Here is an 18,843-nt window from a genome sequence, read left to right on the forward strand (position 1 = left end):
AAACGCGTTCAACTGCGACCTACTTGGGTTACTCCACATCTGCGCTGGCCAGGTAATGGTCCAGGAGCTGTGCACACCGGATGAAGCCCAGGTGCGAGTATGCCTGTGGGTGATTACCCAGGTGCGTTTCCGAGGCAGGATCGTATTCCTCCGGGAGCAGGCCCGTAGGACCAAACAGAGCCACCAGCTGGTTGAACAACTCCAGCGCATCATCCAAGCGCCCAACAGCAAGGTATGCCTCGATCAGCCAGGTAGTGCAGATGTGGAAGCCGCCCTCCAAACCCGGCAGGCCGTCGTCGTACCTGTACCTGAAGACGGTGGGACCCACACGCAATTCGCGCTCGACCGCCGTCACGGTATCCAGGAACCGCTGGTCCTGCACATCCAGCAGGCCGGACAACCCGATATGAAGCACGGCGGCGTCCAGGTCCGGGCTGTCGTAGGCCACAGTGTAGGACTGCGCGGACTCATCCCACCCCTTCCGGAGGACTTCCTTGCGGATCTTTGCGGCCGTCGGCGCCCAATCCGTGTGTGCCACGCGGCCATGCAAGGCAGCAGTCCGCAAGGCCCTGTCCAGCGTCACCCAGCACATGACCTTGGTGTAAACGTGGTGCCGTGGCGGTCGGCGGGCTTCCCAGATTCCGTGGTCGGGCTCGTGCCAGCGGGCAATGACTGCGTGGGCCATCTGCTCCATCAGGAACCAGTGTTCGTCCGGCAAGTACCCGCGCCGCTCGCCAAGATCGTGAATCAGCTCGGCAATCGGCCCGAAGACGTCCAACTGCACTTGGTGGTCCGCGGCGTTTCCGATCCGCACCGGTCGCGAACCGGCGTAGCCCGGAAGGCTCTCCACGATCGCTTCCGTGGACAGCGGAGCACCGGTCACCGAGTAAAGCGGGTGGAGCCACTCCGGCCCGGGCGCGGTCTCCAGGATGCGGCCAAGCCAGCGGAGGAATCCATCGGCCTCGTCCGTGGAGCCCAAGCTCACCAACGAGTTGACGGTCATGGACCCGTCGCGCAGCCAGCAGTACCTGTAGTCCCAGTTGCGAGTCCCGCCGATGCCCTCCGGCAGCGATGTGGTTGGAGCGGCCAGGACAGCGCCGGTGGGCTCGTGTACCAGCGACCTCAGCACCAGGGCCGAGCGCCGTACCAGGGAAGTCTTGATGGTGGGTAGCTGCAACGTCCTGACCCACTCCCGGGCAGACTGCCCGACGGCGGCACGCCGGGTCGGCTCTCCAGTCGGGTCCGCGGGCGGCGGCTCGGTGTCACCGCAACGCAGGTTGAGCACGACGGGACCATACTGCAGCGGCACGTCCGCCGTGGCTGTGGCGTACCTGCCATCACTGGTGATCTGGAAGGCAACCCCGGGCGCGGAGAGGATGATGGGATCCGACGTTCCCATGATGTGGACTTCTTCGCCACGGATCTCCATGCTGAACGGCGCAGTGGCATAGTCCGGCCGGGGCGCGAACACTATCCGGGCCGTGCCCGTGCCGGACAGAACGCGCACCAGGCTGGTGATGCCTTCAGGTGCGGGCTCGAGGTAGTCCGTCACTGTGACGTCGGCCCAGCGGGTCTCCACGATCATGGTGTTGTCTATATAGCGCTGGGCCAATACTTGCGAAGGCTTGACCGGCTCGATGCTGAAGTGGCCCGCCGGCTCTCCGCCCAGGATATGTGCAAAGAGGGACCCGGAATCCGGCAGGGGGTGGGTCATCCAGCAAACCTTGGCGTCAGGGGTAAGCAACGCCGTCGACGAGCCGTTTCCGATCATCGAATGCCGTTCGAGCCCCACCGCGTCCTCGCCGAAAAGCCAGGCCCGCCGCAGTTCGAACAACAAAGCCAGCACCCGCGCAAAGGCTTCCGGATCCGGAATAGTGTGTGCCGCCGTCGTACTCCCGGGACCGACGTGAAGGCCAAGGTCGGGTCCCCGCAAGGTGGCGAGTGCCTTTTCATCGCTTGCTGCGTCTCCCGCGTACAGCGCAGCGCTCACCCCCAAGCGGGAGCGAAGCTGCTCCAAGGCCTGGCCCTTGGCCGGTTCCTCCACAGTAAGGTCCAACACGGAGCCATCGATGATGAAGTAGAGCCCGTACTCAATGGCGATCTGCTGGGAGCGGAAGATGACACGCTCCACTACTTCAGGCGTCGCGGGCCGCGTGTGGACAGCAACGCCAACCGGCTTACGGACGATGCTGATGCCCTTCTCGAACGCGACCGCTTCGGTCAAGGCCGTTGCTACTTGCTGGAGAAGAGTTTCCGTGGCCAAGGACAGTGTGTACGCATAGCCCATGTCGAACTCAACGCCGTGCGAGCCCACCAAATGAACTTCTGCCGGCAATCTGGACACAGCAGCCAGGTCGCGTAAGGACCGGCCGGAAATGATGGCCGTATGCGTATTGGGGAGTGCTGCGAGCGCACGTAGAGCCACAGCCGCACTGTCCAGCGGCAGAGTCTCGGTGGAGACCCCTTCAGCTGCGCAGAGAGTGCCGCCATAGTTGCACGCCACCAGCAGACCCGGGACGCGGGCAATGGCCCTAAGCTCCACCATCAACTGCGGTGTGATGCCCTGCTGTGCGTCCGTCCGGAGCAAGGTCCGGAGCAGGCCAAGCGGTAGCGAATTCATCAGCAGCGCAGAGTCTGCGGCTGACTGGTTGAGGGGCGTGGGCATGGCGGATCCTTCCACAGCGGATAGCTATAGTCTCCGCCTGTGGAGTTTCGGCGTCATGCCTAAATCATTGCAAATGCGTAAAGCTTTCGAATTTATATTCGGGGCCGGTTCCTAGGCCGGTACAAGCCCTGCAACTTCAGCCACGAGTTCCACAGACCGCAGGCGTTCCTCGGTGCCAATGCTCTGGTGGGCAACGATGAGTTCGTCCGCGTCAGCGTGCTTGGCGAACCCGTCAAGGTAATCACGCACAACGTCCGGCGTACCGACGGCGGAGTACTTCATCATTTGGGCAATGTGCTGGCCCTGCGGGGAATCCAGCACCATATCCGCTTCGTCGTCCGTGAACTGTCGGCCGCCGCCGAAGAACAGGGATACACGGGCACGCTTCACGGCGAGATGGATTGCCTGGGCCTCGGCATTGCTGTCAGCTGCCGTGACGTTGACCCCGGCGATGACGTGCGGTTCGGACAGCTGTTCCGAGGGCTTGAAATCCCTGCGGTAGATGGCCACTGCGTCCTGCAACGCGGCAGGCGCGAAGTGCGACGCGAAGGCGTACGGGAGGCCCAACTGGGCAGCCAACTGCGCTCCGAACAGCGAGGAGCCCAGGATGTACAGCGGTACGTTGGTGCCCTTGCCCGGCGTCGCTTCGACTCCCTGGATGCGGGTGGGGCCGGTGAGGTAGCCCTGCAGTTCCAGCACGTCCTGTGGGAAAGCATCCGAGGACGTATGGTCGCGGCGAAGCGCACGCATGGTGTTCTGGTCGCTGCCGGGGGCCCGTCCCAGGCCGAGGTCGATCCGCCCGGGGTGCAGCGTCTCCAGGGTGCCAAACTGCTCAGCGATGGTCAACGGCGAGTGGTTGGGAAGCATGACGCCACCGGCCCCAAGCCGGATGGTGTTCGTGTGGGCGGCGACATGGGCGATCAGGACGCTCGTGGCCGACGACGCGATGGCGGACATGTTGTGGTGCTCGGCATACCAAACCCGGCGATAGCCCAGCTCTTCTGCCTTCTGCGCCATGGCCACGCTGCCCGCGAGGCTTTCCGCCACCGTCTGGCCCTTTCCGATGGTTGCCAGATCGAGGATGGAAAGAGGAACAGTCACGGGGATGCCTTTCGGTACGTTTCGCGGCACCCGCACTGTTGGTTGACGGGCACTCTAGCGACAACGACGGCGGTCCCCGGCTTATTTCTGTGAGTTGCGTCGCTGCAGGCTATTCCGACGTTTGTGACCCTGTTCGACTCCCGATTAACCGCAGTTACCCCCTGTATCCCTGCGTTTCGGAGCGCTTTGACCGCGTTCCCGGCCTGCCGGATAGTTGCAGCCACAAGTACGCATCTGACACCCCTGTAGGGGAAAAATGGGAAAATAAGGGGACACAATGGCACGTTTTGCAGGCAAGACCGGCCTCACCGCGGCGCTGGCCGCAACGGCCCTTCTGGGGCTCGCCGCCTGCTCGGATCCGGGCGCGACGGCGGCGACAGCACCGTCGTCGAACGCTTCTTCCAGCGCTCCCAAGGAGTTCAACCTGTCGCCAGAGCAGGACCGCATCAAGGTAGCGGTGGACTCCGCGGCCGCCGCGCTGGTGCCCGAAGCCATCAAAGCGGACGGCAAGCTGACCGTGGTCTCTACCGGCGGGACGCCCCCGCTGAGCCTGTTCGCCACGGACAACAAGACGCTGATCGGCAACGAAGTGGACCTCGCGTATGCAATCGGTGAGAGCCTGGGCCTGAAGGTTGAGGTGCTGCCGGTGGCCTGGGCCGACTGGCCCCTCGGCGTCGAGTCCGGCAAGTATGAGGCTGTCCTCTCCAACGTCACAGTCACGGAAGCACGCAAGGAAAAATTCGATTTCGCGACCTACCGCAATGACCTCCTGGGCTTCTATGCCAAGGCCGACTCGGACATTTCAGAGGTCAAGGAGGCCAAGGACGTCGCTGGCAAGCGCGTGATCGTCGGCTCCGGCACTAACCAGGAAGCCATCTTGGTGCGCTGGGACGAGGACAACAAGAAGAACGGTTTGAAGCCGGTTGAGTTCCAGTATTACGACGACGACTCTGCCTCCCAGCTCGCCCTCCAGTCGGGCCGCGCGGACCTGACGTTCGGGCCCAACGCCTCCGCCGCCTACAAGGCCGCCAAGGATGGCAAGACCAAAGAAGTGGGCACGCTCAACGGCGGTTGGCCGCTGAAGGCCGAGATCGCGTTCACCACCAAGAAGGACAACGGCCTTGCTGCCGCAGCGCAGGCTGCCATCAACCACCTCATCAAGGACGGCAGTTACGCCAAGATCCTGGACCGTTGGGGACTCTCGTCCGAGGCCATCCCGGCGTCCGAACTGAACCCGGCAGGCCTGCCCAAGAAGTAGGAACCGCTGTGGCAGGGCAGACCTGCCGACGTCGAATCCCCGCCGGACACCAACCGGCGGGGATTCTTGCGTTGGACGCTCTGGGACGTCCTAAAAGTGCGCTGGATCCGTATTCGCGCCGCAAAGAATGACGGCGACAGTCTCACCGTCCTTAGGCACGTACGCTCCTGAGAGCAGCCCCGCGTAAGCTGCCGCCGCTCCATGCTCCACCACCATGCGGTGCTCCTCCCACAGCTTGCGGCGCGCCTGGACGATGTCCTCGTCACTGACCAGCACGCTCTGCACGCCCGTGCGGCGGGCAACACCGAATCCGATCTCGCCAACCCGCCTGGCGCCCAGGGAATCCGCGGCAATCCCGGAGACTGCCACATCCACTGGCTCACCCTTGGCCAAGGCAGTGTGCAGCGTGGGAACAGTCTCAGGCTCAACACCCACCACATGTGCCCGGCCTTCCACCGCAGCGGCAATGCCACCCATCAAACCTCCGCCACCCACAGCAACGAGGATGGTATCGACGTCGGGCAGTTCGTCCAGCAGCTCAAGGCCAACGCCGCCCGCGCCAGCCACGATTTCGGGTTGGTCGTAGGCGTGGCAGTAGATCGCGCCGGTTTCCTCGGCGAACTTGACGGCTGCAGCGTAGGCCTCGGCGTATTCGGTGCCCCCTTGGACTACCCGGGCACCGCTGGCGAACAACTTGTGGACCTTGTTGGCCGGCGCAGCCTCGGGGACGAACACGGTCGCAGGAACTCCGAGCTTGGACGCCGCGTAGGCGTTGGCCAGGCCAGCGTTGCCCCCGGATGCCACCACAATGCCAATCTCCGGATTCAGTTCGCCATTCTCCCGGGCCGTGAGCAGCCGGTTGAAGGCGCCGCGGGCTTTGAACGTTCCGGTGTGCTGCATGTACTCGCACTTGAACCACAGGTGGTACGGCTCCTGGTTGCCGCTCTCGGCCACTGGTGTGTGGCGTACCCAGCCTGCCGTCCGTGAGTACGCTGCTTCTACTTCTTCGCGTGTGACCATCGTTTGCTGCACCTTTCGTCCGTTTCATCCTATGGTTCGGACAGTGGTGCTGGGACTGCGGTGGTGCTGGGGGTTTCGGAGTTCGACGCTCAGGCCTCGGGGATCACCATGGCGAAGCGCTCCGGGCGGGCGACGTCTGGATCCGGCCCATTGCGCACGCCGAGGTCCAATGCGTCGATGGCCGCGAGCTCTTCTGTGCTGAGCTCGAAGTCAAAGACATCGAAGTTCTCCGCGATGCGTTGTGGGTTGGTCGACTTGGGAATCGCTGATCGGCCTTGCTGCAAGTGCCAGCGGATCATCACCTGGGCCGGTGTCTTGGCGTGGGTCCGCGCGATCGCTGCAATGGCGGGATCTTCCATCACGTTCCGTCGTTCCCCGCCCCAGCCCGGGTAGAAAGTGATTCCGCCAATCGGTGACCAGGCCTGGGTGAGGATACCGTTTGCTGCATCCGCGTTCTGGACATCGGGCTGCGTGAAGTAAGGGTGGAGCTCGATCTGGTTTACCGCAGGAACGATGTCGGTTGAGGCGAGCAATTCCTTGAGGTGGTGCGGCATGAAGTTGCTGACACCAATTGAGCGGACGCGCCCGTCCTCGAGTAGTCGCTCAAGCGCCTTGTATGCCTCGATGGTCTTCTCGAACCGGTCCGGGGCGGGTTGGTGCAGGATGAACAGGTCAAGGTAATCGACACCGAGCTTGCCGGCTGCCTTGTCCCACGCATGCAGCGTCTGCTCGTAGCCGTAGTCACTGACCCAGACCTTGCTCTCGATGAAAACTTCCTCCCGCTGCAAGCCTGATTCACGGATGCCCTGGCCTACCTCCCGCTCGTTGCCGTACGCAGCGGCGGTGTCGATGTGCCGGTAGCCCGTGGCAAGGGCTGTCTCGACGGCGGCCGTCGTTTCCTCGGGTGCGCTCTGGAAGACGCCCAAGCCGAGTGCCGGCATCGTGACGCCATTGTTGAGGATTAGTTCAATAGTCATGATGTTCACGCTATTCAGGCTTGCCGAGCTGTGGGAGTGCCCGTCATTACCCCCTTGGGCGTGCCAAGTAATGTCAGACCCTCCCTCGCTCCATTGCCGACGGCGTAGCGTTGCTCTCATGAGCCATAGCGAGGACGTACGGAAGTTCCTGACCTCCCGGCGGGCAAGGATCAAGCCCGACGCCGCGGGGTTGCCGGCCTATGGCGGCAACCGCCGCGTTGCAGGACTGCGTCGCGAGGAAGTAGCGATGCTGGCCGGCATGAGCATCGACTACTACATACGGCTTGAGCGCGGAAACCTTTCCGGCGCCTCGGACAGTGTCCTTGAGGCGCTCGCCCGCGCCCTGCAGCTCGACGACGCCGAGACAGCCCACCTCTTCGACCTGGCACGCGCAGCCGCCGTCGCGCCACGGGTGAGGCGGAAGCACAGCCCAAGGACGGTCCGGCCAAGCGTGCAGCGGGTCATTGATGCCATCACGACGGCGCCGGCCTGGGTCCGGAACGACCGCGGCGATGTCCTCGCTGCCAACGAACTTGGCGCAGCCCTTTACATGGACCTGATGGCCGAAGAAACAACCCCTCCCAACAGTGCACGATTCACCTTCCTCAATCCCAAGGCACGCCAATTCTTCGCAGACTGGGAGCGCAGCGCGGACGATATTGTTGCTGTGCTGAGGTCTACCGCAGGGAAGAATCCTTACGACAAGGACCTCACTGATCTGATTGGGGAGCTCTCCACACGTAGTGAGGAATTCCGGATCAGGTGGGCCCGGCACGATGTGAAGTACCACCGCACGGGCCGTAAACGGCTCCACCACCCGATCGTCGGCGACCTCGACCTGAGCTTCGAATCCCTCGAGCTGTCCGCGGACCCCGGGCTGCGGATCAACGTGTACACCGCAGACCCCGGCACACCTTCGGAAGACGCATTGAAGGTGCTCGCCAGTTGGGTGGTCACCCAGCGGATTAGCGAAGAGGCCAGCGAAGACGCCACTGTGCAGGAGTAGGGCCTACGCAGGACCATCTAGGCTGGGAGACGTGCCTCCCGAGTTCACCTTGCGCCCCTCTTACAGTTCCGATGCCATCTTTATCGCCGAGCTTCGTGCCGTGGTGATGCGTCCGGACCTCGAACGTCTGGGTCGCTGGGATCCAGTGCGTGTCCGGGAGCGCTTCCTGAAAGCCTTCCAGCCGGAACACACGTACGTGATCCACACTGCGGGCGTGGATGCCGGGGTAATCGCAGTCCGCCAGGAGCCAGAGGCCCGGTGGATTGAGCACTTCTATGTGGCTCCGGCCCATCAGGGCAAAGGGCTGGGCAGTGCAGTACTCCGGCACGTCATGGCGGCCTCCGTGGATGAGAGGCCCTTCCGTTTGAACGTGCTGCAGGGAAGTCCGGCACGGCACTTGTATGAGCGGCATGGTTTCGTACTGGAATCCGAGGACCCGATCGACGTCTTCATGCTGGCGGCCGGCAACCCCTGACCAGCTCACCCCAATTACGGTAACGTCATCACATCGACGCCAGCTTCCGGGGGGAACACAGTGAGGATCATCACTCGCACGCGCAAGGCAATCTACGCAGCAGCAACAATCGTCATCGGAGCGGGCCTGCTGGGAGCGGCCCCAGTCAGTCCATCGGTGGGGCCAACGGCGATTATCGATGGAGTTCCCTACGTCGGGGCGGAACTCCGCAAGCAGTTCGATTACGACTATTCCGGTTGCAAGAACCCTGATGGCACCACGCCGAACGGCTACACCGTGGAGTGGCTCCGGGACGGGGTGTCGCTACCGCCGGAACGCCAGGGCGAAACGCTAAGGGTCCTGCCAGTGGACGTGAACCACCGGATTTCCCTGAGGGTCCACCCTTCCACACCGGAAGAGGCCAACTGCCCGGACGAAACCCGGGTCAGCGCGGACATGGCACCCGTCAAGGCATCCTCAAGGGCAATGGGCTGGACGGGACGCGGCAATTTCGAGCCCCTTGCACGCACCCAGGACGGCAAGCTCCTCCTGTATCCGCGTACCTACACCTACGTCCCGGGCAGTTGCGAGGGCGCGTGCCCCCGATACTTTGGGGAATGGGACGAACCGAGGCAGGTCGGCCAGGGATGGGATGCCATGGGCGAGGTTTTCTCGCCGGGTGATTTTGATGGCGACGGGTTCAATGATCTTCTTGCCACGGACGCTGCCGGCCGCCTCTTCCTTTACCCGGGCGACGGCGAGGGTGGTTGGCTTGAACGCCTCCAAGTAGGTCAGGGGTGGGAAATTTTCGACGCACTTGCCGGCCCCGGCGACTTCAATGGCGACGGCACCAACGATGTCCTGGCCCGGGACACTGCCGGCAACCTCTACCTATACCCAGGCGACGGAGAAGGCGGTTGGCTCGCCCGGTCCAAGGTTGGACAAGGCTGGCAAGTCATGGACAAGATCATCACGGCCGGGGACATGAACGGCGACGGCCCCGTAGAGGTTTACGCCCGGGACAGAAGCGGCTACCTCTACATCTACAGGACTGATGGCGAAGGAGGCTGGGAATCCTCCGGCATGATCAGTGGGGGCTGGAACACGTTCACTGAGATCGCAGGCCTGGGCAGCTTCAGCCATTCACGGTACAACGATCTTGCGGCCATCAACGCGAACGGCGACTTGGTCACATATTCCGCAGGGGCATCCACCGGAGTCCTCTGGGGCCCGTATGGACCCATCGGCAACGGCTGGAATGTGTTCAGGGAACTCCTCTAGCCTGGCTAGAGTGCCTGTCCCCACACCGCCAGTTGGAGGCTGATGGTTGCACGCCACCCCTCAACTTCTGCGGCAGGATTTTGCTGGATCATTCCACGATCCACACGGTGGGATCCGCTTAGAACCGCGAGTTTTCGAGCCCGCCGAAGGAATGATCCAGCAGAAAATGCAGCCCCCATCAGGCCCCCACCCGCTCAGGAGAACGCACCGGGGTCTCAAGCCCCAGGTTTTCGCGAAGCGTGGTACCGCGGTATTCCGTGGGGTAGACGCCGCGTTCCTGAAGTTCGGGCACCAGGTGGTTCACGATGTCGTCCAAGCCTGTGGGGATGAGCCACGGCGAGATGTTGAACCCGTCCACGGCGCCAACGCGGGCGAACTCGGCGAGGTGATCGGCCACGGCGGTGTAGGAACCGGTAAACGTGGCATCTACCCGCGCGGTGCGGGAGGTGACGAACTGGCGGATTGAGAAGCCCTTGTCCTTGGCCTCGGCCCGCCACTGGTCTGCAAGCTGGCGTGCCTTCGCGCCATGGAAGCCGCTGCCGCGCGTCTCCGAGGTCTCCTCGACCACCGGGTCAATCTCCGGGAGCGGACCATCGGGATCGTACTCAGTGAGTTCGCGGCCCCAGAACTGCTCCAGGTATGCGATCGCTTGCTGCGGACCAATCTGGAGGCTGCGAACCCAGGCCTTTTTCTCCTGCGCTTCCTGATCGGTGGCCGCAAGGATGAACTCGCTCGCTGGCATGATCTGCACGGCATTGGCCCCACGGCCCGCAGCGACCGAGCGCGCCACGATGTCGCGTCGGAATTCCACGGCGTCGTCGAACTTGGGGTGGGCCGAGAAAATCACATCTGCCTGGCGGGCTGCAAAGTCGCGGCCTTCCGGGGAGTCGCCGGCTTGGAACAGCACGGGCCGGTACTGGGCGCTTCGCGGCAGGCGCGGGCTGACGTCCACGGTGTAGTGCTGGCCTTCGTGAAGCACCCGGCGAGCCGGTCCGGATGATGTCTCCCACGAGTCCCAAATCCGCTTGGCCGTTTCGACGAACGCTTCGGCATGCTTGTAGCGGTCGGCGTGGTCGAGGTATCCCCCACGACGGAAATTGGCTCCGGTCCACGCGTTGTCTGTTGTGACCACGTTCCACGCTGCGCGGCCACCGGAAATCAGGTCCAGCGACGACAAGCGATGCGCGAGGTCCGCGGGATCGTTGTACGTGGTGTTTTGGGTGGCAACCAGCCCGATGTTCGTGGTCACCGCGGCAAGGGCGGCGAGCATGGTCTGAGCGTCAGGGCGGCCCACCACGTCCAGAGCGTGTGGGCGTCCGAGGTGTTCACGGAGGCGCAGGCCTTCGCCGAGGAAGAAAGCGGCGAACTTTCCGCGCTCGGCAGTCTGGACGATGTGGCGGAAGGATTCGAAGTCGGTTTGCGAACCCGATTCCGAGGCCTTCCAGATGGTGCCGGAGTTGACGCCTTGGAAGAAGATCCCGAACTGGATCTGCCCACTCGGCTGGAAAATAGCACGGTTGTGCTGTGTCATGGTGATCCCTTACTTTCCGGCGGCAGCAGTGGCCGCGGCAGACGTCGAATAGCGGTTCTCCGCTGGCCCCACGCCCAGCAGCTCACGGAACGTTCCATCCTGCATCGGTGCACGCAAAGACCCGCGCCGGCGGAGTTCGGGCAACACCAGCCGGGACAGTTCTTCCAGTTCCACGTCCAGGACAGCCGGGTGGAGACGGACGCCGTCGGCCTCCTTGAGCAGCGAGTCGAGCAGCCCAATCAGACCGGCCGCCGAGCCGACAAACCGCGCCCGGCCGTCGTCCTGCGAGGTGTCCAAGCGCGAAGCCGCAGCCTGCCCCCGCGAGTCGAGGACGACGTCGAGCTCTGCAACAATCGCAACGGCCCCGAGGCGGGCCCGCACGTCGCGGACCTCGGCTGCCAGCAGTTCGGGCGTCGGAGCAGACACCAGCACAGCGTCCACGGCATCCACCGAAACCAGACCGTCGCCCACCAGGGAGGCAGCGGCGAGCACCGGCAACTGACCCTGCAGCGGCCTGGGGATGATGGACGGCCCCTTCACAGAATATGCAGGGCCGGCGAAATCGGCGGGGGTTTCGAAGTCCACGTAGTGAAGCTTGTCGACGTCGATGTAGCGGCCAGTGGCGACGTCGCGGATGACGGCGTCGTCCTCCCAGGAATCCCACAAACGGCGGCCAACCTCGATGGACGCAGCAGCTTCCTGAGCCAGCGCGTCACCTTCGACGATGGAACGCCCGACGGCGGCAGCGGCCTCGGGCGAGTTCGCTGCGGTGGCGATCCAGCCGGCACGGCCGCCGGACACGTAATCCAGGCTCGCGAGCTGCGTGGAAATGTGGAAGGGCTCCGTGTAGACGGTGTCCACTTCCGGAACCAGGGCGATGTTCCTGGTGAGGGGACCGGCGTAGGCTGCACGCTGGAGAGCATTGACCCTCCCTGGGGCCGGTGCATCCGCGAAGGTGGCCACGTGGAAGCCAGCTGACTCGGCGGCGAGGACAGCGCGGGCGAGGCTCTCATAACCGGCGCCATCGAGTTCGATAGCCAGAAACCCGCCTGCTTTTTCTTCAGTAGAGCTCATTTCTGGTCCTGTCGTTCGTAGGGAATCTTTTCGCCTGCTTCGATAGCCACGGGCAGCCGGTTCTCCGCGGGTGGAAGCGGGCACGTGGCAAGATCTGTGTAGGCGCACGGCAGGTTGACGGCGCGGTTGAAATCGAGCTGCACGCTGCCATCGGCTGCAGGAACCACGGACAGCGAGCGGTTGGCCGCATACGTGGTCTTGCCCGAGGTCTGGTCCGTGAACAGCACGGACAGCGAGCCCGGCGCGTGGCCGTTGAATGCCGTCAGAGCCAATTCCTGTCCGGCGAGTTTGAACCGGATCTCACCCGGTGCCTCGTAAACGTGCTGGATACCCTCGACGGCGGCACCGACGGTTGTGGGGCGCGGGGCCTCGAACGGCACGAACGTACCGGCCACGGCGAACGCAGCGTTGGGCGTGTAGGCAGGTGTGCCCTGGTAGTCCTGCAGCAGCTGGTTTTCCGGGTTCCGCGGCCGCACGATGTACTCACCGCCCCGCTTGGCTACCTCGATCACGGTGTCACCGGAGACCAGGTTGATGCCGCCGCGTTCCTCGATCGGACCGAACTCCAGCGATTTACCCGCATCCGGGTTCAGTTCAACCCCGTCCTGCTGCAGGCTTTCGCCGGGCTCCAGAACAACCCGTACGACGTCGGCTTCCGCACTCCAGATGCCCGGGACGCCTTCCAGCGGGGTTGCCTCGTTGGTGAGCCAGTGCAGGTGGGTTACGGCGAGAAAGCCGTGGGGGTCGGCACGGTGGCGTTCGTGGGCGGCGTGCCATTCCTGCCAGTCTTCTTCAAAGGCCTCGAGTGCTGTTTCAGTGTGCGTAGACATGTTCGGAGTCGCTCCTCTTAAAGGCGTGGTCTGCAGTGATGTTGGCTGATGTCGAGGACTTGGAATTTCACTTGCCGGTCGCTGCCGGGGAAGTACCGAAGGTGGTTTCAGTGACGGTCTTGGATTCCGGCAAGGCTTCTTCGGAAAGGCCCCAGCGTTCCAAGACCTTGGCGTAGGAGCCGTCCTTGATGGTGGAGTTCAGGGCGTCCGTGATTGCCGGAGCCAGCCCGTTGCCCTTGAGCGTGGTGGCAGCCACCAGGGTCTCGGAAGGCCAGCCTGCGTTGACCTTGCCCACCACCTTGAGGTCGTCGCGGGTGTTCTCGCGGTAGGTCACAGACGGGTACGGAGCCAGGTTCAGGTCAGTCCGGCCGGAGGACAGGGCCAGGATGGTGTCGGCGTCGGAGGAGTAGTACTGCAACGTGGCAGGCGCCTTGCCCTTGGCTTCCAGCTCCTTGTTCCAAGCGAGGAGGATCTTCTCCTGGTTGGTGCCGGAGCCCACGGAAATCTTCAAGCCGGAAATATCGTCCGGGCCCTTGATGTCATAGTTGGAGCTCTTCTTCGCCTCAAAGCCCATGTACGCGGCGCGGTAGGTGGAGAAATCGAACAACTTCACGCGGGCGGCGTTGATGCCCACGTTGGAGAACACGGCCTCGAAATCGCCGGACTGTGTCTTGAGCGGCCAGTTCTCCCACGACGTCACCTGCAGGTCCAGGTCCAGGCCCAGTTTGTCCGCCACGAGCTGGGCGATGTCCACCTCCACTCCGATCGGCGTCTTGTCGTCCGTGGCGTGGAAGGACAGGGGTATGGAACCCGCGGTGGTGGCCACCGTCAGCATGCCGTCCTTGGCGATTGGCGCGGGAACGTTGGCTGCAGCGGCTGTATCTTTGTCAGCGCGGATCCGGTTCTGGTCCACCGAGGTGTTGTAGACGATGCCGTTCTTCGCGGCTTCGGATTCCGGCTTGGCTGCCGACGCACCAGGATCGGAGCACCCGGCGAGCGCAGGAAGTACGACGGCGGGCAGTACAGCGAGTGCCAGGAGTTTGCTTTGGGTGATGCGAAACATGGAGGACTTCTTCCTAGATGTTGAAAGCTGGTTCGATGACCTTGGAGAAGAAACTTCGGGTGCGTTCTTCACGGGGGTTGCCAAAGATTTCCTGGGGCGTGCCGGACTCAACAATCTGGCCCTGGTCCATGAACACCACGGTGTCCGCGACGTCCCGGGCAAAACCCATTTCGTGGGTCACGATGATCAACGTGGTGCCTGACTTGGCGAGTTCGCGGATGACGTCCAAAACCTCATTGACCAGTTCGGGGTCCAATGCCGAGGTGGGCTCATCGAAGAGCAGGATCTTGGGGTCCAGTGCCAGTGCCCGCGCAATCGCGACCCGCTGTTGCTGGCCACCGGAGAGCTGCCGCGGGAAGGCATCGGCCCGGTCCTTCAGGCCGACCCGGTCCAAGAGTTCCAGGCCACGCTTCCTGGCTTCAACCTTGGATCGCTTCTGGGCGACGATTGGCGCTTCGATGACGTTTTCCAGGGCGGTGAGGTGCGGGAAAAGATTGAAGCTCTGGAAAACCATGCCGATGTTGGTGCGCTGCTTGAGGATGTCCTTCTCACGCAGTTCATGGAGCTTGTTCCCACGGACGTGGTAGCCCACCAGCTCGTTGTCGATGGTGATGAAGCCGCCATCCACCTTCTCCAGGTGGTTGATGGTGCGCAGCAGTGTGGACTTTCCGGAGCCGGACGGTCCTACGATCACCGCGACACCGCCTGGCGGGACGGACAAGGAAACACCCTTGAGGACTTCGGTAGGGCCGAAGGACTTTCGGACGTTGGTGATATCCACCTGTCCACGGGTGGCAGCGGCGGGCTGCGCCGTCGTCGTGCTGGCAGGAGCGTCAGCGGGAGCTTCAGCCTTGGTTTCGTCTGCGACCTTTCCCGTCGTCGTGGATTCTTTGCGTGCGGCGATGATGCTCATCGGACGTCCTTTGTGGGTGAAACAGCTACGTGGGTGGCGAAGAACTTCCGGGCCTTCTGCAGCGGGGTGAGCGGGAGGTTGCGTACCGCGCCTTTCGAGAAGTGGCGTTCGATGTAGTACTGGAAGACACTCAGCACGGACGTAATGACGACGTACCAGAGTGTTGCGACCAGCAGCAGCGGCAACACCTGCTGGGTCCGGTTGTAAATGACCTGGACCGTGTAGAAGAGCTCCGAGTACGCCAGGACGTAGACGATCGACGTGCCCTTGACCAGGCCGATGATCTCGTTGAAGGCGTTGGGCAGGATGGCGCGCATGGCCTGCGGCAGCACGATCCGTGTGGAGCGCTTCCAGGCGGGAATGCCCAGTGCGGAAGCTGCCTCGAGCTGGCCTTGGTCCACCGAGAGGATGCCGCCTCGAATGATTTCCGCCGAGTAGGCCGCCTGGTTCAGGGTAAGGCCCAGGACCGCGGCTGCAAACTGGCTGATAAGCGTGGTGGTCTGGGCCTCGAAGAAGCGGACGTCCGTGAAAGGGATGCCCAGGCTGATCTTCTCGTAGAGGTAGCCGAGGTTGTACCAAAGCAGGAGTTGGACCAGCAGCGGCGTGGAGCGGAAGATCCACGAGAACGTCCAGGACACCGAAACCAGCAGCGGCGAAGCGGACAGGCGCATGAGGGCAAGGATGAAACCCAGGACGAAACCCAATACCCCTGAGATCGCCGTGAGCTTCAAGGTCTCCACCAGGCCATTCACCACGGACTGGGCAGTGAACCACTCGGCCACCACGCCCCACTCCCAGCGGGGGTTGGTGACCAAGGACCAAATGATGGCGGCGACGCCAGCGGCCACCAGGACAGTGCCCACCCAGCGCCATGGATGACGGGCAGGGACCAGTTGGTAGTCGGAGTAGTCCGCGGTGGGCGGTGCGGTTTCCGCCGTGGCAGGCGGTGCGATTGCACTCATGCGCCACCTCGTTTCAGATCGGTTGTTGACTATCGGATGGCTGCCAATCTAGGGGCGCAAGGGACGCCCAGCAAGGCGGAAATTTGCACTTCTTCACTGGACTTAGTGCAGGTTCACGGGACTTCACGCAACGCCATATGAGTCTGAATTTTGCGCCCGTTAACGCTGGATGACGCGCAGTGAACGGCCGTTACCAGCTCCTCGACCGGGGCGGCATCGCCTCCCTAGATTGGGCTGCACCACCCGCTGTATTTTCAGGAGATTCCATGCCGTCACCAGTTCCAGCCATCGCCTTCATCGGCGGCGGCCCGCGCACGGCCGGCGTCCTGGAAAGGCTGGCAGCGAGCCGGCCCGGATTATTCGATGGGCCGCTGCACATTCACATCGTGGAGCCGTATGAGCCGGGCTCCGGAAGGATCTGGCGCTATGACCAGAGCCCGGGCCTGCTGCTGAACTCCACCGCCGCGGACGTCACCATGTTTACCGATGCGTCCGTGGCGTGCGATGGTCCTCCCGTCGATGGCCCAGGCCTCGCCACGTGGGCGGCAGGTGTGCTGGACGGCAGCATCCGCGACGTGCCCGCGTTGGAACCGCACCTTCTCGCGCAACTTCGCGACCTGACTCCTGCGTCCTTTCCCACCCGGCAACTGCAAAGCAAGTACCTCGAATGGTTCTTCCGTCGGTCAGTCACCGCCCTGGGGTCCGAGGTCACCGTGACGGTCCACCGGGACACGGCTACCGCCGTCGAGCGCTCGTCCGACGCCGGGGCGCACCATGTGCGATTGGCTTCCGGGGCAGAGGTGACGGCCGACGTCGTGGTTTACGCCCTGGGCCATACCGATTCGCTGCCGGACGACGAGTCCGCCCGCTTCAGCGAATTTGCTGCCCGCCACGGTGGGTTCCATGCGCCGCCGTCGTACACAACGGACGTGGACTACTCGGGGATTGAAGCCGGCCAGGACGTGATCGTGTCCGGCATGGGGCTCGCGTTCGTCGATCTGTTGGTGCTGTTGTTCGAGGGCCGCGGCGGCCGATTCGTGGAAAGGCCCGACGGCGAACTCAATTACGTGCCCTCCGGCGCCGAACCGAGTCTCTGGGTAGGTTCACGACGCGGCGTGCCGTACCACTCCAAGATTTCCTCAGTGCTGCGCGGTGAGCCGATCGCACGGCCGCGGTACTTCACGGCCGCGGCTGTTGATGCGTTGTTGGCCAATCACCAGGAACTGGATTTCCGATCCCAACTGTGGCCATTGATTGCCAAGGATGCCGGCTATGCCTACTACCGCGAGATCTTCACGGGCTACCCGTCGCGGGTCTTGGGGACGTGGGCCAGCTTCGAGGCGAGGTTCGACGCTGTGGACTGGTACAGCAGCGCACGGGAAGAGCTGGTTGAGTTCTCGGTCCCTGATCCCGCGCTGCACCTGGACCTCGAAGCCCTGGACCACCCCCTCAGCGGTTGCGCCTTCGCCGATCACGAGGCTGTGCAGCGCTCGGTGGCCGCGTACATCCAACACGATCTAGACCTCCGAACCAGCGCTGACCATTCCGAAACACTCGCACTCTTCACCGCGTTGTTGTTCGTCTACATGGACCTTGGCCGGTTGGTCCCGCAGGATCGGCTCAATGCACGCTCCCAACAGGCGATCCACGGCTGGTGGCACGGCTTCTTTAGCTTCGTGGATTCCGGGCCGCCGTCACACCGTCTGCGTGAAATGCTCGCACTGCACCAGGCCGGGTTCCTGAAGTTCCTGGGGCCGGGCATGTGGGTACGCACCGACGAATCAACGGGCCGGTTTGTGGCGGGCTCATTCCAGTCGCCTGTGGTGGTGGATGCTTCCGCATACATCGAGGCACGATTGCCGTCAGCGTCCGTGGAACGTTCGGCGAATCCCGCCCTGGCAGACCTGCACGACGCCGGACGGGGCACCGAACAGAGGCTGCTTACCTCCGAGGGTGCGCACTCCACGGGCAAACTCCTGGTCTCCGGGAATCACCAGGTCCTGTCACCTGTTGGTACAGCAGAGGACACATTGTTTGCGGTGGGACCGTGGACGTCCGGCTGGGGCGCGGGAGCATTTGCCCGCCCCAACACCAATGCGGCGCCTTTCCGGGAAAACGACGCGTTGGCCCGCAGGATCCTGACCACCGTTGCTGCTGCCCGCCCAACTACGAAAGGCCTGACATGACCAGAACGCCAACCCTGCCGACGTCGGGCCATTCCGTCCTTAGCCTGCCCATGCGCGATCCCCGCGTGCGTCCGCTCCTGGACGAACTCGCCGTCGAATATGACACCCGCTACGGGACCCTGTTCGGCACCGGGGGCGCCGCAGAGGAGTTGAGCCGGTACCCGGCCGAGGAATTCGCAGCGCCGCATGGTGCCCTGATCATCATCCAGGAGAACGGCGAGTCCGTTGCCGGCGGTGCGTTCCGGCGTTACGACGAGCACACCGCGGAGCTGAAGAGAATCTGGACCCACTCTGCGCATCGTCGTCGCGGGCTGGCACGGCGCGTGCTCACAGAGTTGGAAAACGAGGCACGACGCCGGGGCTACAGGAAGCTCTACCTCACCACCGGCCCGCGCCAGCCCGAGGCCAAGAACCTGTATCTGGCCACAGGCTACAAAGCACTCTTTGACCTCGCCGCAGACCCGGAGGAAATCAAGCATTTGGCGTTCAGCAAGGATCTTGCACTGCCCGGCTAAGCTATGC

The 18,843-nt window shown here is 63.5% G+C and carries 16 protein-coding genes; 6 read left to right on the forward strand and 10 right to left on the reverse strand.

The window, feature by feature from the left end; translation table 11 throughout:
* Positions 1–28: 28 nt before the first annotated feature.
* Both LDN75_RS21760 and LDN75_RS21765 read right to left on the reverse strand, forming a co-directional pair.
* Complete coding sequence (locus LDN75_RS21760) at positions 29–2,665, reverse strand: trehalase-like domain-containing protein (protein WP_223934754.1); 2,637 nt, start codon at positions 2,663–2,665, stop codon at positions 29–31.
* A 111-nt stretch (positions 2,666–2,776) separates the two neighbouring features.
* A complete protein-coding gene (locus LDN75_RS21765; RefSeq protein ID WP_223934755.1) occupies positions 2,777–3,766 on the reverse strand; it encodes an LLM class flavin-dependent oxidoreductase in 990 nt (329 codons plus the stop codon).
* A 277-nt stretch (positions 3,767–4,043) separates the two neighbouring features.
* On the opposite strand from LDN75_RS21765, the gene LDN75_RS21770 reads away from it, so the two are divergent.
* Positions 4,044–5,024, forward strand: a complete 981-nt coding sequence (locus tag LDN75_RS21770; protein ID WP_223934756.1) for an ABC transporter substrate-binding protein — start codon at positions 4,044–4,046, stop codon at positions 5,022–5,024.
* Between the two features lie 90 nt (positions 5,025–5,114).
* Here the strand turns inward: LDN75_RS21770 and LDN75_RS21775 are convergent, their stop codons facing one another.
* Positions 5,115–6,044 carry a threonine/serine dehydratase gene (locus LDN75_RS21775; protein ID WP_223934757.1) on the reverse strand — a complete coding sequence of 310 codons (930 nt, stop codon included), beginning with the start codon at positions 6,042–6,044 and terminating at the stop codon, positions 5,115–5,117.
* Between the two features lie 89 nt (positions 6,045–6,133).
* A complete protein-coding gene (locus LDN75_RS21780; RefSeq protein ID WP_223934758.1) occupies positions 6,134–7,021 on the reverse strand; it encodes an aldo/keto reductase in 888 nt (295 codons plus the stop codon).
* A gap of 118 nt (positions 7,022–7,139) precedes the next feature.
* Between LDN75_RS21780 and LDN75_RS21785 the strand changes: the two genes are divergently transcribed.
* From LDN75_RS21785 to LDN75_RS21795, 3 genes are read left to right on the forward strand one after another with little or no spacing between them, the layout of a single operon-like run.
* Entirely contained in the window at positions 7,140–8,027 is an 888-nt protein-coding gene (locus LDN75_RS21785) for a helix-turn-helix transcriptional regulator (protein ID WP_223934759.1), read from the forward strand.
* A gap of 31 nt (positions 8,028–8,058) precedes the next feature.
* Entirely contained in the window at positions 8,059–8,502 is a 444-nt protein-coding gene (locus LDN75_RS21790) for a GNAT family N-acetyltransferase (RefSeq protein ID WP_223934760.1), read from the forward strand.
* 60 nt (positions 8,503–8,562) lie between these two features.
* Positions 8,563–9,762, forward strand: coding sequence for a VCBS repeat-containing protein (locus tag LDN75_RS21795; RefSeq protein WP_223934761.1), 1,200 nt, complete (start codon positions 8,563–8,565; stop codon positions 9,760–9,762).
* A gap of 178 nt (positions 9,763–9,940) precedes the next feature.
* On the opposite strand, the gene LDN75_RS21800 is transcribed toward LDN75_RS21795, so the two are convergent.
* The 6 genes from LDN75_RS21800 to LDN75_RS21825 all read right to left on the reverse strand — a co-directional run bounded on the left by LDN75_RS21800 (position 9,941) and on the right by LDN75_RS21825 (position 16,135).
* Complete coding sequence (locus LDN75_RS21800) at positions 9,941–11,293, reverse strand: NtaA/DmoA family FMN-dependent monooxygenase (protein ID WP_223934762.1); 1,353 nt, start codon at positions 11,291–11,293, stop codon at positions 9,941–9,943.
* Positions 11,294–11,302: 9 nt separating this feature from the next.
* A complete protein-coding gene (locus LDN75_RS21805; RefSeq protein WP_223934763.1) occupies positions 11,303–12,367 on the reverse strand; it encodes an LLM class flavin-dependent oxidoreductase in 1,065 nt (354 codons plus the stop codon).
* Complete coding sequence (locus LDN75_RS21810; RefSeq protein WP_223934764.1) at positions 12,364–13,197, reverse strand: DUF1684 domain-containing protein; 834 nt, start codon at positions 13,195–13,197, stop codon at positions 12,364–12,366. The genes LDN75_RS21805 and LDN75_RS21810 overlap by 4 nt, the downstream gene beginning before the upstream one ends.
* A 67-nt stretch (positions 13,198–13,264) precedes the next feature.
* A complete protein-coding gene (locus tag LDN75_RS21815; protein WP_223934765.1) occupies positions 13,265–14,260 on the reverse strand; it encodes an ABC transporter substrate-binding protein in 996 nt (331 codons plus the stop codon).
* A gap of 13 nt (positions 14,261–14,273) precedes the next feature.
* Positions 14,274–15,173: an amino acid ABC transporter ATP-binding protein gene (locus LDN75_RS21820; RefSeq protein ID WP_223934766.1), complete on the reverse strand. Its 900-nt coding sequence runs from the start codon at positions 15,171–15,173 to the stop codon at positions 14,274–14,276.
* On the reverse strand, positions 15,170–16,135 hold the full coding sequence (locus LDN75_RS21825) for an amino acid ABC transporter permease (RefSeq protein ID WP_223934767.1): 966 nt from the start codon (positions 16,133–16,135) through the stop codon (positions 15,170–15,172). Before LDN75_RS21825 ends, LDN75_RS21820 begins: the two co-directional genes overlap by 4 nt.
* Positions 16,136–16,401: 266 nt before the next feature.
* On the opposite strand from LDN75_RS21825, the gene LDN75_RS21830 reads away from it, so the two are divergent.
* Both LDN75_RS21830 and LDN75_RS21835 read left to right on the forward strand, forming a co-directional pair.
* On the forward strand, positions 16,402–18,321 hold the full coding sequence (locus LDN75_RS21830; protein WP_223934768.1) for an FAD/NAD(P)-binding protein: 1,920 nt from the start codon (positions 16,402–16,404) through the stop codon (positions 18,319–18,321).
* Positions 18,318–18,836, forward strand: a complete 519-nt coding sequence (locus LDN75_RS21835) for a GNAT family N-acetyltransferase (protein ID WP_223934769.1) — start codon at positions 18,318–18,320, stop codon at positions 18,834–18,836. The genes LDN75_RS21830 and LDN75_RS21835 overlap by 4 nt, the downstream gene beginning before the upstream one ends.
* The last annotated feature ends 7 nt before the right edge of the window (positions 18,837–18,843 follow it).

Origin of the sequence: Arthrobacter sp. StoSoilB5 (assembly GCF_019977235.1) — a bacterium.
Lineage (GTDB): Bacteria > Actinomycetota > Actinomycetes > Actinomycetales > Micrococcaceae > Arthrobacter.

Coding starts and splice junctions, on each gene's coding strand:
- LDN75_RS21760 (WP_223934754.1), bottom strand. CDS start 2,665: ATGCCCACGCCCCTCAACCAGTCAGCCGCAGACTCTGCGCTGCTGATG.
- LDN75_RS21770 (WP_223934756.1), top strand. CDS start 4,044: ATGGCACGTTTTGCAGGCAAGACCGGCCTCACCGCGGCGCTGGCCGCA.
- LDN75_RS21775 (WP_223934757.1), bottom strand. CDS start 6,044: ATGGTCACACGCGAAGAAGTAGAAGCAGCGTACTCACGGACGGCAGGC.
- LDN75_RS21780 (WP_223934758.1), bottom strand. CDS start 7,021: ATGACTATTGAACTAATCCTCAACAATGGCGTCACGATGCCGGCACTC.
- LDN75_RS21785 (WP_223934759.1), top strand. CDS start 7,140: ATGAGCCATAGCGAGGACGTACGGAAGTTCCTGACCTCCCGGCGGGCA.
- LDN75_RS21800 (WP_223934762.1), bottom strand. CDS start 11,293: ATGACACAGCACAACCGTGCTATTTTCCAGCCGAGTGGGCAGATCCAG.
- LDN75_RS21805 (WP_223934763.1), bottom strand. CDS start 12,367: ATGAGCTCTACTGAAGAAAAAGCAGGCGGGTTTCTGGCTATCGAACTC.
- LDN75_RS21810 (WP_223934764.1), bottom strand. CDS start 13,197: ATGTCTACGCACACTGAAACAGCACTCGAGGCCTTTGAAGAAGACTGG.
- LDN75_RS21815 (WP_223934765.1), bottom strand. CDS start 14,260: ATGTTTCGCATCACCCAAAGCAAACTCCTGGCACTCGCTGTACTGCCC.
- LDN75_RS21820 (WP_223934766.1), bottom strand. CDS start 15,173: ATGAGCATCATCGCCGCACGCAAAGAATCCACGACGACGGGAAAGGTC.
- LDN75_RS21825 (WP_223934767.1), bottom strand. CDS start 16,135: ATGAGTGCAATCGCACCGCCTGCCACGGCGGAAACCGCACCGCCCACC.
- LDN75_RS21830 (WP_223934768.1), top strand. CDS start 16,402: ATGCCGTCACCAGTTCCAGCCATCGCCTTCATCGGCGGCGGCCCGCGC.
- LDN75_RS21835 (WP_223934769.1), top strand. CDS start 18,318: ATGACCAGAACGCCAACCCTGCCGACGTCGGGCCATTCCGTCCTTAGC.